Source organism: Halobacteriovorax sp. GFR8 (assembly GCF_050955245.1).
Classification (GTDB): Bacteria; Bdellovibrionota; Bacteriovoracia; order Bacteriovoracales; family Bacteriovoracaceae; genus Halobacteriovorax_A.
Window position 1 is genome coordinate 1,075,379 of the sequence record NZ_JBPBLR010000002.1, and the last position, 16,214, is coordinate 1,091,592.

The following is a 16,214-nucleotide window of genomic DNA, read 5'->3' on the forward strand; positions in this document are numbered from 1 at the left end:
CTATTTACAGTTTTCAATACTAAGTGAAACACCTTGTCCTACACCAACACACATTGAGGCTAAGCCTTGCTTCAGGTTTGCGTTATCTTTCATGATGTGAGTTAGCGTTGTCACAATTCTAGCGCCTGAACATCCGAGAGGGTGTCCAAGTGAGATTGCTCCACCACGTAGATTGATTTTTGATTCATCAAGGCCTAGTTCGCGAATACAGCCAAGTGACTGGGCCGCGAAGGCTTCATTAAGTTCGATAACGTCAAAGTCTGAAATTTTCTTTCCAAACTTATCCATTAGTCTCTTTGTTGACTCGACAGGACCTAGGCCCATGATACTTGGGTGAATTCCACGAACACCTGCTCCTGTTAGTTTTACTAGTGGAGTTAAATTATGGCGTTTTAAGAATTCCTCACTGACAAGTGCCACACAGGCTGCACCATCATTCATCATTGAAGAGTTTCCTGCCGTTACGGAGCCATCTTTTTTAAAGACTGCTCGTAGTCCAGCTAAGGCCTCTAAAGTTGTTGAAGGACGAGGTCCTTCATCTTTTTCGACAGTTAGTGTTTGTTTTCTTAGTTTGATTTCAACAGGTAGAACTTCGTCATTAAAATCTCCATTCTCCCATGCTTGACATGCCTTTTGGTGAGAAGCAAGTGCAAAAAGGTCTTGATCCTCTCGAGAGATTCCAAGCTTTGCCACAACTTCTTCAGCTGTTTGCCCCATTCCTAGCAGAGGAAACATTTCTTCCATCTTCTTATTTGGAAATCGCCAACCAAAAGTAGTGTCAAACATCTGTGAGTCACGTCCAAAGGGTGTTGAGCCTTTAGAGATTACAAGTGGTGCTCTTGTCATACTTTCTGCACCACCAACAAGAAGGCAGTCGGCCATGCCTAAGTTAATACGTGACCAACCATCAATAATTGCATCAAGTGAAGAAGCACAAAGACGGTTAAGGGTTACACCTGGGACTTCGTAAGGAAGGCCTCCAAGTAGTGCTGCCATTCTGGCCAGGTTACGATTATCTTCTCCGGCCTGGTTTGCACAACCAACGATAACATCGTCGATTTCTTTCATGTCAAAATCAAAGTTTTGAGAAAAGTCACGAAATAGGTTTGCCAGCATATCATCGACACGTAAGTGAGCGAGACTTCCTCCAAGTTTTCCAATTGGAGTTCGCTTAGCATATACAATATATGCATCTCTATTATTTAAACTCATAGATTCATCCTTAATAGTTTTGATGGACGATAGCGTGCATCGCCTGTGATTTCTCTTAGCTCTTCAAGAAGAATTAAGATCTTTTCAACGCCAATTTTCTCCGACCATTCAAATGGGCCAAGAGGGTAGTTCACTCCAAACTTCATTGCCTTATCAATATCAGCATTTGAGGCAAGTGCCTCTTCTTTGGCAAAGTATGCTTCATTAATGATTTGAGAAATAACTCTTGGATAAGTAAAACCAATACCAATGTGGTTAACGATTTCTAAGTCAAAGCCTAGCTTTTTAAAAACTTCAAACGTCGCTTCTTCAATTACATCATCTTTCATATAGAATTCAAAACAACTCTTAGGCGAGTAAAAGGCTGCCGCAACGGCACCAAGAACATTTTCATATTGGCCAATTAGGTACTCACCCCAGTTCACTGTAAGATCTGAGACGATTGGTCCTCCAAAGACGATGTCGAGATGTTCGTAGAGATCCATTTTTGAATTTCGATCAAAGCAAGTTAAGTCGAGAATAAAGTCAGTTTCATCGAAGTCAACACCATCAAGAGTATTAATACTATATGGATCAACGACAATCGAAAGGAATTCACTTCCGAGAACATTTTTATAAAGAGGGTGGTTATCACTTACTAAAATTGTTTTATTCATAACGATAGAACCCCTCTTTTACTTTACGTCCAATACGGCCACTATCAACCATTTCTCTTTGGATTTTATGTGGCCTAAAACGTGGTTCATAATAATATGAGGCCCATACAGACTGCGTGACATCGTAGTTAACATCAATTCCGATAAGATCCATTAATTCAAATGGTCCCATTCTAAAACCACCAACATTTTTCATGACACGATCAATTTCTGTGACCTGTTCTTGGTTATAATTTTCCAGACGGTGAAAGCTTTCTCCGTAAAAGTTTCTGGCCACACGATTAACGATAAAGCCAGGAGAGTCCTTACATAGTGCAGGTTTTTTTCCATAACGTTCAAACCAATCATAAAGGGCATGAGCACAATCTTTTGAACTCCAAGGTGTTTCGATAATCTCAACAAGTTTCATAATAGTTGCTGGATTAAAGAAGTGCAGTCCTATAAACTTTTCTCGACGAGATTTTGATAGGTCCTTTGCCATCTTTGTGATTGGAATTGATGATGTATTTGAAGAGAAGATCGTTTCTTCTTTCATGACTTCATCAAGTTTTGCAAAGACTTGTTTTTTGATATCAAGGTTCTCGACAATTGCTTCAATAACAAGGTCGTGATCGATCTGATGATCTTTCATTTCAACGATGCTTAAGTTGTTCTTGAATGCAGCAACTTCCGCTTCATCAAATTTTCCCTTACTTTGTAATTTATCCCATGAAGAGTGGATGAGATCACCGCTTGCTTGGGCCATTTCAAGGTGCTGGTCAACTAGCTCAACTTTAGCACCATGCTGGCAAAACCACTGGGCGATTCCTCGCCCCATAGTTCCTGCACCGATAACTAGTACACTTTTTATATTCATTAAATTATTGCCTTTGTGGTTGTGCGTCTTCGTCGTATACAGGGAGAACTAGGCCAGCTTGCTCGCAAAGCTCTTCTACTTCTTTGACAAAAACATCACGAACAACAGCATTTGTTCTCTTTTTAAGACCTAGTTTTACGTATAGGTCATTTGAGCGACCTTTAGTTGAACCAAATACATTCATTACACGTGGCCACCAGATATTTAATCTTTCTTGTAGGAATTCTTTATTTTCACCTTCAGCAAGAATCTTGATCCACTTATCTCCGTGAGCAAGGTGCATGATTTCTTCTTTATAGATCCCTTCAATTCCTTTCTTCCATGGAAGGTAGCTTGAATCAAGTGTGTCCTCTAATTGGTGACCAGCAGCTCTATCCATTAGGAAGTTAAAAAGAATAAAGTCTTCCCAGAAGTTAATACCGTAGTAGAAGATATTTACACGGTAGTCATCTTTTAGCCTTTGGAATCCAATTTGTGCTTCGTCTTCTGGCATCTTGAATCCAAGTTCTGACTTTTCGATATGAGTGTCAACATCTTCACCAAGACCTTTTAGAAGTCTATAACAAACAGAAGCATGTCTCATTTCATCTTTAACGATTTGAGCAACAACAACTTTTTCTTGCATCGTTGGTGCCTTCTCAATCCATGGTGCATATCCTAGTGCTCCAGAGTACTCTGAGTCGTGTTGCATCCATAGAAGGTTTCTTAGGGCCTTCTTATATAGAGGAGGTAATTCATCTCCCTTATCAAATTTCTTACCATTTTGAATGTCTTCAAATAATTGTAATTCTTCTTGAGTGTATTCTCTAACTGCCATAGGGCCTCCTTCTTATTTTCCTAAAAACTTTGCTTGTCTCTTTTCAAAGAATGCCGATAGGCCTTCTTTGTAATCCTCACTATTTCCTAAGAATCTCTGGTATGCAGTCTCGCGATCCATTGACTCTTTAGAAGTGCTGTCAACTGCAACACTGATATTTTCTTTTATTGCTTTTACTGAAAGTGGTGCCATTGCATTAATTTGCCCGGCCCAAGCTTTAGCGTCAGCTAATGCTTCTTCACTTACCTTATTAATAAGTCCTGCTGTTTCAAGATCTTCACTTGTTAGGGGAGCATTGAAGAGAAAGTACTCCATTGCCTTTTTTGGCCCAAGTGCTTGCGTGAACATATGAGTTGATCCTGCATCTGGACAAAGTCCTAATTTTGAAAAACCTGAAACAAATTTTATCCCTGGTTTTGCCACGACTAAGTCACATGCTAGAGCAACAGATACACCAGCTCCCGCAACGACGCCCTCAACTGCTGCAATGACTAATTTCTTAGATGACTTAATAGCATTTACAAGTGGGTTCCACTCTGTTTCAAGTGTAATCCCTAGATCCACTGGCTTCTCTCCCGCTTGTACCGTACGGTCATTTAAGTCTTGACCGGTACAAAATCCTTTCCCTTTTGAGGCGAGGATTATACAACCAACTTCGTTATCTCTATTTAAAGTACGGATCGCAGAAATAATTTCTAGCTTCGCTTCTTTTGATAGAGCACCATAAACTTCTTCACGGTCAATTGTGATAACACCTGTGAAAGCTTCTTTTTCAATGATGATATTTTTGTATTCTGACATCTTATAAACCTTTGTACTCTGGATCACGCTTTTCTAAGAAAGCACGCATTCCTTCTTTTTGGTCGCTACTTGCAAACGTGAGATAGAAATTTCTTCTTTCAAAATCAACACCATCACTCAAGCTCATTTCAAAGGCCTTGTTTACAGACTCTTTAATTAGCTTAATGGCAACAGGTGCTTTATTTGCGATATTCTTTGCCATTTCAAAAGTTTCTTGAAGTAGAGTCGTGCTTGGGACAACCTTTGCAACAAGGCCCCAATCCATTGCTTCTTTCGCTCCAAACATTTCACCTGTCATGGCAAGCATCATGGCCTTCGATTTTCCAAGAGCGCGTGTTAGCCTTTGGGTTCCACCTGCACCTGGAGTCGTTCCAATTTTTATTTCGGGTTGACCAAATTTCGCGCTATCTCCTGCAATAATAAAATCACAGTGCATTGCTAGCTCACAACCACCACCAAGTGCAAAGCCATTTACGGCCGCAATGATTGGTTTTGTAATTTGAGCAAGTTGTTGCCAAGAGCGGAAGCGGTTATCATTGATTTGATCAATTGGAGTTGCTTCAACCATTTGTGCAATATCTGCTCCGGCCGCAAATGCGCGATCATCACCAGTTAGAATGATGACACGAACTTGTGGGTTGTCATCAAGTGCAAAAAGTTTATCAACTAGCTCTCTCATTAGGTCAGTTGAAAGAGCATTCAAAACCTTAGGGCGATTAAGCTTTACTAGGGCGATATGCTCATGTCCGTTATATGGGAATTCACAAAGGATATTACTCATTAAAACTTTCCTTATTAAAGAGTGATAACTTCTTCTTTAGCGAAGTGAACAGAAACGATCTCCTTAGCGAAGTTAAACAGGTCTTTTCCACATGCCATATTTTCTTCAGAGCTCATACCTGCTTTGAAGTCGTCTTTATTTTCGAATACCATTTCTGCAATAACGTGTAGGTCACTAGCTCCACGAGGAGTTCCCGTGATGCGGTTTAAGCGCAGTTCTTTCATGCTTGGAACTTTCTTTACAAGTGGAGTGTGAACTTCTGCATAGTGCTTTTCCCATGCGTCGATATCATTTGGTATTTTATAAATGGCGATTAATTTGTACATAAGTATCCTTTCTTTGAAGTTGTGTCGTGTTGTTTAAATTTTAGTTAATTAAACCAATATTGTAGGGATATGAGGGACCTTTTGAATAGGCTAGTTGAGTCATTTTTTGACGTATTTTCAGTACTTTAGATAAAGGAAAACCATATATTAGTTTAATCTAATGTAAAACATCAGTTTTTAATGACGCTATGTGAAATAGTTTCAATAATAAACATTGCCTTTAGATTTTCGTCTATATTGCCGCATCTAAAAAATAATTAATCCCGGAGTGGAAAATGAAAATATTAATCAAAATAATTCTAGTCGCAATGGCAATTCAGGCGTCATTTGCCTTAGAAGTTTCACCAAGAGATGTGCGTGCGCACGTAATTGAATCTTTTCGCCCTTTTCATGAGGCCCATATTGTAATCAATACAGAGCGAGAAGATATTATCATTTCTAAAGAAGTTATTTGTGAGAACTTCTTCTTTGAGTGTTCTGATAAATCAGAATACGAAGTCCTTCAAGGATTTGTCGAAGTGATTAATTCAATTCGCGATCGTGCTTATAAGGCTTGGTCAGATATGACAATTGATAAAAGATGCTTTGCCTCGAGATCTTATCGAAAACAAAGCATCTTCAGTTGTATTAAGTAATTTCTAGTCCAGGTATCCTCTGGCCATTTGATCTCTTTCAATGGCATCAAAGAGGGCCTGGAAATTTCCTTCCCCAAATCCATTGTGATTCTTTCTTTGAATAAATTCAAAAAATAGTGGACCAACGTATGTATCAGTGAAGTTTTGGATTAAGTATCCTTCTTCATCTCCATCAACTAAAAGTTGACGATCTTCTAACTCTTCTAGGCTTTCAGTAACATTGATTCCACGACCTGAAATACCTTCATAATATGAGTGTGGAATATCGAGGAACTTGATATCTCTTTCCCTTAAGTCTTTTACTGTTGTTAGGATATCTCCACAAGTAAGGGCAATATGCTGAACACCTGCACCATTGTGGCGATCTAGGAATTCTTGAATTTGATCTTTCCCACCTGCTTCTTTTGGCTCATTAATAGGGATAATAACTTCACCCTTTGGAAGCTGGACAACCTCTGAGTTAAGCCCTGTTTTTGAACCTTTAATATCGAAGTAACGAGTTACTTTGAATCCATAAACACGGTCATAGAACTCAACCCATTTCTTCATTTCGCCTTTTGGAACGTTATTAGTTAGGTGGTCAATTCTTGCAACTCGAGATCCTAGTGGACGTGCCTTTGGATCCTCTTCAAGTTTTGTATATTCCGGACGGAAGAATGAGCGAGGTCTTTCAATAAACTCATTGGCAACATCCCCAAAACCTTTGATACGTGCCGACTTATAAACACCGTGCTCATTTTCTGTGATAACAACTTCTTGAAGTGACTCTGCACCACGCTCCATTGCTGTTTTATATGCGTGTTCACAATCTTCAACTAGAAATGAAATTGTCGAAACACCTTCACCATGGGCCTTAAAATAGCTTTCTGCATGGCCACCTTTTTGTGCTGTTAGAAGAAATCTAACCTGCCCTTGAGTAAAAAGCTCTTTGCTTTCACTTTGCTTTTCATATGTCTTAGAAAAACCAAATGTATAGAATAATTCTTTCGTGGCCGTCTCTAACGAATCACATGTGAATTCTAGGTGATCAATGGCCAGAACCCCAAGTGGGTTCTCTGGAGAAATTTTTGAGTTCATAAAAACTTCCTTCTTTTAATTTTGCTGTTTGAATAGAGTATGGAAGATACTAACGATTTTTCCCAAATGGAGCAAGATGCATTATGATATGTGCATGAAGCATCGTTTATGGTTTTTCTTTTTTGCACTAAGTCTAGTGACTCATGCTGTTATTTTCTTTTCAAATATTAGAAAGGGTGAGCAACAAATGAGGCGTGAGCGTATTGGTATTGATATTCAGATTAAGGCGCATGCAATAAAGAAAGAAAAGAAAATTGAAAAAAAAGAAATCAAGAAGGTTGAACAAAAGCCCCGTAAAAGTGTTCAGGCAAAAAAAGAAACTTCTCCTTCTGAGCAGCAACAAGTTTTAACTAATAATACTTTCGATAATCAAATCATTCACTTTAAGGCACCAATATATCCACGCTCAGCGAGAAGGTCTGCGATAGGTGGTACAGTCACGATCTCCCTCATAGTGGGAGTTGACGGCAAGGTTATTGATGCCAAGATCTTAAGGCCAGCAGATTATGCAGCATTTAATGAAGCGGTTTTAAGTGTTGCTAAGCTGTGGCAATTCAAGCCTCAAAAGAGTCAAAATACGTACACTAAAAAGATTGTGTTTACTATTGAGTAATGACGCTTTGGTTCGTCAAAAAACATGATAATAATTCTATACTTGCACCTCAATTAAATTTAGAGGAATTATGAGTCAATATAGAATTCTCAATGGGAATGAATTAATCATTCAAGGTGCTCTTGAAGCTGGTTTTAATCTTTACACTGGTTACCCTGGGTCACCGTTAGCAGATTATTTTAATATCTTATATAAGAAGAAAAAAGAGTTTCACGATAGAGGTATCCGTGTTGTTATTGCTAACTCTGAGGCCAATGCCGCGGCCATGGCAAGTGGTGTAAAGCAAGCGGGACGTGATTGTATTGTGGCCATGAAGTCAATGGGACTTCATGTGGCAAGTGACGCTTTATCTGTTGGTAACTTTGCTAATCCTGCACGTCCAAAGATTGTTGATGGAAAAGAAATTTATCCTGCCACAGTCATTTGTGTTGGTGATGATCCTTGGTCAATGTCGACTTCAACTGCGGCAGATTCAAGGTACTTATTCAAGCATCTTCATATGTCTTTTTTAGAACCATCAAATCCGAAAGAGTTAAAAGATTGGATTGCAAAAGCAAAGGAGATTTCATCAAAAACAAGTCTCTATCAAGGTTTACTTCTAACAACATTCTTAGCTGAAGGTGGAGGACGCGTTGAGTGTTTTGATGAAGCACCAATTGAAGCTGGTTTAATTGATATTGATCCATCAACTTTTGATCTTCAAAAGAATGTTATGGTTCCACCAAACTCTCTACTTGCTGATGTGAGTATGATTAAAGAGCGCTTTCCAAAACTTCAGAGCGTTCTTAAAGAGATGGCCCTTGATCAGGTTTTTGGAAAAGCTAATGCTGATATTGGATTTATCTCAAGTGGTGTTATTTTTGAAACACTTAAGCAATGCTTAGAAGAAGGTGAGTACCTTGATCACTTTTCTCTTTATAAGGTAGCTTCTTCATTTCCACTTGTTGATGATTTATTAGTTCCGTACTTAAAGGGCCTAAAGAAACTAGTAGTGGTTGAAGAAAAGCGTGGCTTCCTTGAAGGAGAGATTCGCTCTCTTTGTCAAAAGCACGGTCTTATTCTTGATATTGTCGGTAAAGACTTTAAAGATACAGAAGGATTCCCTGCATTTGGTGGGCTTAGTTATGAAATCATCAGTGAAAAACTTGAGGCCCTGAAAGACTATCTTGAAATTGGCCAATGTAAATCATTGGCATTCGAAGAGAGAAACTTCGGGGAGATACTTCCAAAAAGACTTCCGACTTTTTGCCCAGGGTGTCCGCACCGTGAAACTCTTTCTCTTCTGAAAGATCTACGTCGCTGGCTTAAGGCCCAAGATATCGACCTCATCACTCACGGCGATGTTGGTTGTTACTCTCTTTCATTTCTTCCTCCTTTTGGAGAGATGCATAATTTATCTGCAATGGGACAAGGTGGTGCACTAGGTGCGGGGATGGATCTTTTTACAAAGAACCCTTCAGTTGTTCTTATGGGAGATTCAACTTTTTTCCACTCAGGTCTAACTGATATTTCAAACTCAGTTCAAGCTGATCACGATATTACTTATATTCTTTTAGATAATGATAATACTGCCATGACAGGCCATCAGATGACTCCAGCTTCTAAGATTAATGTCGAAGGAAGCAAGAGACCTAAGCAAGATATGTTAAATATCGTTCAAAATCTTGGTGTTAAAGTGGCCAAGGAAGTTAACCCTTCTGATCGCTATTTCTATCAAAACCTTATGCGTGAATTTGTCGTACAAAAAGGCGTGAAAGTCATTATTTCAAATAAAGAGTGCTCACTTACTTACCAAGCTAAGGTAAGAGCTAAGGAGAGAACTCAGATCAAGCAGAAAGGATCTTTAGCTGAGAAAACTTTCTATCAAATTAATACTTCTGCTTGTGAAGATTGTCGTGTTTGTATTGAAGAGACGGGGTGTCCTGGTTTAACTCAGGTAATGGATGCTTATGGAACTAAAATGGCCATCGATCCAACAATTTGTGTAGCCGATAGCTATTGTACAAAGATGAAGGCCTGCCCTAGTTTTGAAAAAGTAGTCGTTAAGGGGTATCACCCGACAATGTATCGAGACAGTGATCTTTCTCACTTAACATACGATCTTAAAGAGTTTGAAACGAAGAAGACATTTGATGCCATTGCTAGTGGAGATACTTGGCGAATGGTTGTCACTGGTGTTGGTGGATCAGGGATTACAACAATTTCTAAAATTATTGCAAATGCATGTGTTGAAATGGCCGGCCGTGATGATCTTGATTTTAAATTTATGGATCAAAAGGGACTTGCTCAAAGAAATGGAAACGTAACTGGTCACATGTCAATTTGTCATAGGGAAAAGTCGATGGGGGCGGTTACTCCACGTGGAGGATCTGACGTTCTCTTAAGTCCCGACCTATTAGATGGTATTGGGCAACTTGGATTCTTAAAGACGGAAAATGCGGTGGCCATTTTCGATGATTCATATCAAGTACCTCTTTCAATTCTTCTTGATAAAGGGGAGAGCGAGGAGAGCTTAACGAGAGCAAAGCTTATTGAGAAAGTTAGAAGCAAGGGTGATGATAGGATCATCCTTGTTCCACTTAAGAAGTGGTGTGATCTCTTTTTTGGAAAAGCAGTATATGCCTCAAGTATGATTCTTGGTTATGCATTTCAATTAGGTCTTGTTCCTTTTGGTGAAGAAGATCTTCTTGGTGCACTCAAAAAATCAATGAAGCCAGCAGAGGTTGAAAATAATATCGCCTCTTTTAAGCTTGGACGAGAAATGGCGTCTCTTGGAACTGAAGCCTTTGAAGCTAAGTATAAGAATCTTGTCATTAAGAGTAAGGATCCACTTGATTTAGCAATTGAGTCTATTAAGGCATCACTACTTCCATGGCATAATTCAAATTATATTCTTAATAAATTTAGACAGCATCTTGATCAGGCCATTGTTGATATTAATTGGATGAGTCGTAAAGACTTAATTCAAATGATTCACGATCAGTATATCTACAATCGTGGTAAAGAGACGACAGAGTTTATCTCAGGTGCCAGAGCTATTGGAACTATTGTTAATGAGGAAAATCGAGTTCTTGCGACAAGAGTTTTAGCTAAGACGTTTATCGTAAAAGATGAAGTTATGGTTGCGCATTTAATGCTTTCTCCATTCCTAAAACAAATGGAAGAAGGTATTTATAGCTTCCTTGGAAAGTCTTATACAAAAGAGAGAATCAATCGTCCGTCATTTGATATTTTTGGAAAGAAAATTGAATTTGATATTTCACCAAAAGATTGGCAATTAAAACTTATGAGACACTTTAGACTATTACGTTCATTCCTTCCATCATGGCACGAGAAGGAAAGAGAGATTAGTTCTAAAGTTAGAAATTATCTATTTAATGGCATTCAAAAGATTGAGGCCAAGAATAGTCAGTACCACGCGCTTAAACTTCTCGATAATATTAAAGGATACAGGGAAGTTCGCTACACTAATGCACAAAGAGTATTTAAAGAGTTGGAGATCAATTGAAGCAATCAGTTTCAGCAATATTTATCTGTGAGGATCAAATCCTCATTATGAAGAGACAAAACTACCTTAGGGCCTTTCCTGGCTACTCATCTTTTCCTGGTGGAAAAGTTGATGAGGAGGATGTGGTCAATGGTGGTGATGATTATCTTCTCTTTGCTCTTAAAAGAGAGATACAAGAAGAACTCTATATTAATATTGATGAACTGCTAAAGTTAGGACATATCACAGATGTTAAACAATACGCTCTTGCAGTTACACCTGACTTCAATCCACATCGCTTTGAAAATTATTATTTTAAAGTTTTTATAAAAGATAAGAATGCTCTTGATGAAATAGCTTTTCATTTTGATGATGGCGAGATTGCCAAGGCAACTTGGATGAATTGCCATGAGGCCTTTACTGAGTACAAAAAAGGACACCTCTTAGTTGTTCCTCCTATGATTACAATCTTAAAGGATCTTGATCGTGATATTAATAGTGTCGATTTTCTTGATGCTAATTTAAAGTATGATGGAGATAAACAAGTACCAATGATAGAGCCTTTATATGGCCTACGTCAGTATATGCCATTGTCTCACACTTTTCCTCCAGCAAATCGTACAAATTGCTTTGTTATTGGAGATGAAGATGGAAAAAAGATTGTTATCGACCCATCTCCTAAGAATGAGAAAGAATTGGAAAAGCTTATCTATGGGCTAAAAGAGCATCGATTAAGTGAAATATTTTTAACACATCACCATCCAGATCATCATGAGTTAAGCCGTGAGTTGGCAAAAAAGTTAAGCCTTCCTTTTTCCATGTCTAAAGGTACTTACGAGCATCTTCTAAAAGACTTTGGAAATGATTATTTTGATGGCCATGAAGTAAATTTTTATAAGGATGGTGATATTGTCACAACGTCATGTGGCCATGACGTGAGGCTTGTCACTACAGGAGGCCATGCTTTCGGTCAAAGCTCGCTTTTACGAGCAGACGGCGCATGGATGATCGTATCTGATCTCATTCAAACAATCGGAACAGTTACAATTGGTGGCATTGGTTCGGATATGAGAGAATATTTCCAGTCTCTTAATCAAGTCATTAATCTTGATCCACAAGTCGTGATGCCGTCCCATGGAATTTGCCTTGGGGGGACCAATAAGGTTAAGCATACATTGGAACACAGAATTGAAAGAGAAAATCAAATCCGTGCATGCCTAGAAGAGGGGAAAAGTCGCGAAGAGATTTTTCAATCAATTTATCCTGATTTACCTGATAGGTTACACAAGTATGCATATGCTACGATTGATTCTCACTTAGATAAGTTAAATAAGTTTGGGCCAGGACTTTGCTAAAAAGCAAAATTTATTGGCACTATTAATTGCATAAATTTTGGTGATTAGTAATTCTACAATTCATAAAAATTCTTTGATATCAACTAGTTGAAGCCGGCCGTAAAATTATCTTGCGTCTAATTAATTAAAATCATTCACTCACATCCTTTCTCAAGTGAAAATAAAAGAGGGGAGTGGTCAACTTTATTATCGGTTGAGTAAAGAAATAAAACTTATTAACCGATAAATTAAGAAGATTAATCTATGTGAGGAAGAAATGAAAGTTGTTAAATCATCGATTATCCTATTATTCACGATTAACTCAAGCTTTGCCAACAGTCTAGTAAGTGGAGTAGCTAATCAAAGTGGTGACATGCTTGGAGCTGCGGTTGGTAATGCTGTTGTGAATGCGAGTGGACAGTTCAATGCTGTGGACCCTGTTCAACAAGTTCTTGTTCAACAAGTCTACAATATTGCGGAAACGAATCAAGATTTTGAGAAGTCCATTCGCCTTAAGCGTATACAGTTAAGAGAACTTGAGGGTGGGGATGGAATTAGAAGTAAGGTTCCTCCAATGTATTATAGTCCAAGCTTCCTTCAGGCCGGCCTTATGAGTCGAATTGATGATTCCTTGATTGATTTTGATTATGATACGAACTTCGACTTGAGCTATGATGATAATCCGCAAAAAGATCGATCAAATACTCCCTTCAGGATTGGCCAAAGTGTTCAATACCCATTTAGCTCATCAGCTGCGGTAGCGAGTAACCCTTGGAATAAAGGATATATTTTTCGTTTTGATGAAGCCTATAGACCTTGTTCTGGTGATGAATCTCTTACTCAGGGGCGTCTTGGAACTAATGGGAAATCTTTAGAATCATTTATGTTTAAACTTGATAGCCGCTTTAAGGGCTGTTCAGACGATTACTTATCAATGGATGAAGATCCGTTTAACTTAACACCAAAAGTAGATTCTCAAAAGTTTTGTAATTGCGCTAATAAGATAACTCACTCTGATGAACAAGAAGAAGAATTAGCTCAAAAGGATGTCATTGATAATTTTTCAGATAAAATCTATGGAAAAGTTGTTGCACATAGAGTTAAAGAGTTTAAAGACTTTTTAGAAAGATCTAGAGTTCGTTTCGATGAATTCGATAAGAAAAGCTATGTTAATGATCCGTATAGTTGTTCTGGTCAGAATATTGAAAATCTAAGTAATAAACTTAAGTCTTGTTTTGCAGGGAAACTTGGTGATGCCATTGATAAGAAACTAGATCTTGATTCTTCAAAAGATATGATAGGCCTGCACTTTATGACGACAATCCCTGCACTAGGAAACTCGTCTAGACAATCTCGTGCTAAGAATCGTTTCGAACAAATTTTTAAAGACATTGATGAAAAGGTTAGTGGACAAAGACAGATGTTCACAACTGATGATGAGAAGCTAAAGGAATTCGCAAATATTTTTATCTTAGAGTATAGCCAGCATAAAAGAGGCCCTCTAGGCTTCCCACGTTCATATGTAGCCCGCTTAAATAAGTATATTTATAGTGATCCTATTATGTATGGAGCTTACCAGGACTTTAGAAAACACGAGCTTGATGTAACAGATAAAACGATAAGGGCCAAGGCCAATTTAGAAAATAAAAGCCAAGGTTGGGGAAGCTCTTTTGTCGATAATATGTATATCTCTCAAGTTCAAGAAGATATGCTTATGTTACAATTTGCGACTTCCATTTCCAGTCAAACCTTACCTCGACTACTTGATGGTTCTTCGAAAGCATCTCTGTCTGAAATTTCTAAAGCTTTAAATGACCTTGAAACGAAAAATGATCAAGGCGCTAAAGTTATGGGAGATATGTACAATGTTATTAGAAATCAACATGAGAGTGAGTTAAGAGCAACATGTCGTCAAAAAATTGAGGCCCTTGAAAAAGACTGTAATAGTAGTCCTAAGGAAATTATGTCTTCTCTATCTTTAGAAGAGTTTGTTGCTATTAATGATACGAATAGTGAAGATGTATCTTTAAATTCAAGAAAGTACTGTCTTGCTCTAGATATGGGAGTAGTCAATACGAATGCCAATAAACTTGCTAGTGATGTTGTATCAGATTCTCAAAAAGTATTAGAACAAATTAAAGGTACATATGATCCAACAACAGGTCTTGCGACTAATAAAGTGAAGAGTGATCAAGACTCGAAGTTAGAGGGGGGCCTCGGTGGCTTTGTTGAGAGAGCTAATACTGCTGGAGATATCATTAATAATGGTCAAGAATCAGGTATAGCAAATGATGGTAGCTCAAGTGAGTATAACTTTGACGAAGCTGCGCAGTTTCTTGAGAGCTATAATAGCTCAAATTCAGCTGTTTCAAATTCAAGTTTCACAAGCTCTAATGTCATTGATAGTGATTCTCTACAATCGATGATTCAAAATCCTACGACATCTGTAAAATCATTAGAAGATGTAAAATCAAGAGTCGAGGATGAAGCCCAAGCAATTGCTAGAGAGATCGAGGAGAATCAAAACTCAACTGCAGTATCTACGGATGAAGCAAGCCAAAGTGCGGAGCTTAAGGCCGAATTAGCTGCTCTAAAGGCACAAATTGCTGAGCTAAATTCTGCCATTACATCTAAGAATGAAAACAACGATCCGGCCGATGACCTTGAAAGAGAAAAGAGGATTGCAGCACAAAGAAATAAAGTCATGTCTAATATTTCAGCGAGCAGTGGTTTTGGTGGGGGACGTCGTGATGCCTCTCCATCAAATTCTCAAAGGGCTGTTCAACAGGCATCTGGAGGCTCTAGTATTCCAACAAACTCAAACGCAGCTAGTGCAGGAAGTATTTCGTCTGCCGGTTCTGGTGTAAGTGGGATAAATCGCCTTGGAGCAACAGGTGGGCTTGGACTTACTTCTGGGTCTTCTTCATCTCGCGCAGCTTCTGGTGCTGTGGCCGGGGATAATATTGCAAAAAGTGATCAGCGATTAGTAGCTAAGGCCATTGCTGAAGGAAGTAATAGTGTCGTTCTGGCCGATGGCCGAGTTTACTATATTGGGCACGATGAAGAAGGAAATGTGATTCTTTCTGAAACTGCAGAAGAAGTTCTAGCAAGTGTTCCAGGGCCAGAACAAGAAGGCCCTCAATTACCGAAGCCAAAGGCCGAGGATGGCCCAAAACGTGAAATAGCATCTGAAGGTGAAGAAACTAAAGCACCTGGTGAAGACAGCATTTACTCTAAATTTTTAGATGCTGCTGAAATAAGCGAATAGTCCAATTTCATATTCTAATTAATAACAAGGCCAGCTTTTGCTGGTCTTTTTTTATTTTTTTTTATTTTTTTTATTTTTTTTAAACTTTTTTTAAAAATAGAAAGTGTTGAAACGACGACTATAATTGGCATAGAAGGATTTTGTTGATTAGGAAATATTTATTTGTTTTTGAACATATTTACATGTGAAATCAGTGAGTTTGATCACTCGATATCTGTTGTCTTAAAAACCTATTTAGAAATTAAATTCTTTGCATCCATAATATATTGAAGAAAGGAAGTGAGACAATAAAAATTAGTCACTTAAGAGAATTCTTAATGTCACCGATAGACAAAATGGATCAGGTATCCG

At 38.3% G+C, this 16,214-nt stretch carries 13 protein-coding genes; 5 read left to right on the forward strand and 8 right to left on the reverse strand.

What is annotated here, in order from left to right; all coding sequences use genetic code 11:
- The 7 genes from ACRXC1_RS05740 to ACRXC1_RS05770 are packed head-to-tail and all read right to left on the reverse strand — an operon-like array spanning position 1 to position 5,449.
- Positions 1-1,212 carry a thiolase family protein gene (locus tag ACRXC1_RS05740; protein ID WP_433657213.1) on the reverse strand — a complete coding sequence of 404 codons (1,212 nt, stop codon included), beginning with the start codon at positions 1,210-1,212 and terminating at the stop codon, positions 1-3.
- Positions 1,209-1,868 (reverse strand): 3-hydroxyacyl-CoA dehydrogenase family protein, encoded by a 660-nt coding sequence (locus ACRXC1_RS05745; protein WP_392907603.1) that lies wholly within the window; start codon positions 1,866-1,868, stop codon positions 1,209-1,211. The genes ACRXC1_RS05740 and ACRXC1_RS05745 overlap by 4 nt, the downstream gene beginning before the upstream one ends.
- Positions 1,861-2,724, reverse strand: coding sequence for a 3-hydroxyacyl-CoA dehydrogenase family protein (locus ACRXC1_RS05750; protein WP_392907605.1), 864 nt, complete (start codon positions 2,722-2,724; stop codon positions 1,861-1,863). The genes ACRXC1_RS05745 and ACRXC1_RS05750 overlap by 8 nt, the downstream gene beginning before the upstream one ends.
- Before the next feature lie 4 nt (positions 2,725-2,728).
- Positions 2,729-3,541: a 1,2-phenylacetyl-CoA epoxidase subunit PaaC gene (locus ACRXC1_RS05755; protein ID WP_433657216.1), complete on the reverse strand. Its 813-nt coding sequence runs from the start codon at positions 3,539-3,541 to the stop codon at positions 2,729-2,731.
- Between the two features lie 12 nt (positions 3,542-3,553).
- Positions 3,554-4,342 carry an enoyl-CoA hydratase/isomerase family protein gene (locus ACRXC1_RS05760; RefSeq protein ID WP_392907609.1) on the reverse strand — a complete coding sequence of 263 codons (789 nt, stop codon included), beginning with the start codon at positions 4,340-4,342 and terminating at the stop codon, positions 3,554-3,556.
- Between the two features lies 1 nt (position 4,343).
- On the reverse strand, positions 4,344-5,123 hold the full coding sequence (locus tag ACRXC1_RS05765; RefSeq protein ID WP_433657218.1) for an enoyl-CoA hydratase-related protein: 780 nt from the start codon (positions 5,121-5,123) through the stop codon (positions 4,344-4,346).
- Positions 5,124-5,137: 14 nt separating this feature from the next.
- A complete protein-coding gene (locus ACRXC1_RS05770; RefSeq protein WP_392856158.1) occupies positions 5,138-5,449 on the reverse strand; it encodes an EthD family reductase in 312 nt (103 codons plus the stop codon).
- Positions 5,450-5,724: 275 nt separating this feature from the next.
- On the opposite strand from ACRXC1_RS05770, the gene ACRXC1_RS05775 reads away from it, so the two are divergent.
- On the forward strand, positions 5,725-6,084 hold the full coding sequence (locus tag ACRXC1_RS05775; protein ID WP_392907613.1) for a hypothetical protein: 360 nt from the start codon (positions 5,725-5,727) through the stop codon (positions 6,082-6,084).
- 3 nt (positions 6,085-6,087) lie between these two features.
- Here ACRXC1_RS05775 and hppD read toward each other — a convergent pair whose 3' ends face one another.
- Positions 6,088-7,161 (reverse strand): 4-hydroxyphenylpyruvate dioxygenase, encoded by a 1,074-nt coding sequence (gene hppD, locus ACRXC1_RS05780; RefSeq protein WP_392907615.1) that lies wholly within the window; start codon positions 7,159-7,161, stop codon positions 6,088-6,090.
- Positions 7,162-7,255: 94 nt separating this feature from the next.
- On the opposite strand from hppD, the gene ACRXC1_RS05785 reads away from it, so the two are divergent.
- From ACRXC1_RS05785 to ACRXC1_RS05800, 4 genes are all read left to right on the forward strand, one after another.
- Positions 7,256-7,774: an energy transducer TonB gene (locus tag ACRXC1_RS05785; protein ID WP_433657221.1), complete on the forward strand. Its 519-nt coding sequence runs from the start codon at positions 7,256-7,258 to the stop codon at positions 7,772-7,774.
- Positions 7,775-7,844: 70 nt separating this feature from the next.
- Positions 7,845-11,282, forward strand: a complete 3,438-nt coding sequence (locus ACRXC1_RS05790) for a thiamine pyrophosphate-dependent enzyme (protein WP_433657223.1) — start codon at positions 7,845-7,847, stop codon at positions 11,280-11,282.
- Entirely contained in the window at positions 11,279-12,616 is a 1,338-nt protein-coding gene (locus ACRXC1_RS05795; protein ID WP_433657225.1) for an MBL fold metallo-hydrolase, read from the forward strand. Before ACRXC1_RS05790 ends, ACRXC1_RS05795 begins: the two co-directional genes overlap by 4 nt.
- 256 nt (positions 12,617-12,872) lie before the next feature.
- Complete coding sequence (locus ACRXC1_RS05800; protein ID WP_433657227.1) at positions 12,873-15,863, forward strand: hypothetical protein; 2,991 nt, start codon at positions 12,873-12,875, stop codon at positions 15,861-15,863.
- Positions 15,864-16,214: the final 351 nt, after the last annotated feature.

Excerpts from the sequence above, each read along its gene's own strand:
- ACRXC1_RS05740 (WP_433657213.1), bottom strand. The coding sequence starts at position 1,212 with ATGAGTTTAAATAATAGAGATGCATATATTGTATATGCTAAGCGAACT.
- ACRXC1_RS05745 (WP_392907603.1), bottom strand. The coding sequence starts at position 1,868 with ATGAATAAAACAATTTTAGTAAGTGATAACCACCCTCTTTATAAAAAT.
- ACRXC1_RS05750 (WP_392907605.1), bottom strand. The coding sequence starts at position 2,724 with ATGAATATAAAAAGTGTACTAGTTATCGGTGCAGGAACTATGGGGCGA.
- ACRXC1_RS05755 (WP_433657216.1), bottom strand. The coding sequence starts at position 3,541 with ATGGCAGTTAGAGAATACACTCAAGAAGAATTACAATTATTTGAAGAC.
- ACRXC1_RS05760 (WP_392907609.1), bottom strand. The coding sequence starts at position 4,342 with ATGTCAGAATACAAAAATATCATCATTGAAAAAGAAGCTTTCACAGGT.
- ACRXC1_RS05765 (WP_433657218.1), bottom strand. The coding sequence starts at position 5,123 with ATGAGTAATATCCTTTGTGAATTCCCATATAACGGACATGAGCATATC.
- ACRXC1_RS05770 (WP_392856158.1), bottom strand. The coding sequence starts at position 5,449 with ATGTACAAATTAATCGCCATTTATAAAATACCAAATGATATCGACGCA.
- ACRXC1_RS05775 (WP_392907613.1), top strand. The coding sequence starts at position 5,725 with ATGAAAATATTAATCAAAATAATTCTAGTCGCAATGGCAATTCAGGCG.
- hppD (WP_392907615.1), bottom strand. The coding sequence starts at position 7,161 with ATGAACTCAAAAATTTCTCCAGAGAACCCACTTGGGGTTCTGGCCATT.
- ACRXC1_RS05785 (WP_433657221.1), top strand. The coding sequence starts at position 7,256 with ATGAAGCATCGTTTATGGTTTTTCTTTTTTGCACTAAGTCTAGTGACT.
- ACRXC1_RS05790 (WP_433657223.1), top strand. The coding sequence starts at position 7,845 with ATGAGTCAATATAGAATTCTCAATGGGAATGAATTAATCATTCAAGGT.
- ACRXC1_RS05800 (WP_433657227.1), top strand. The coding sequence starts at position 12,873 with ATGAAAGTTGTTAAATCATCGATTATCCTATTATTCACGATTAACTCA.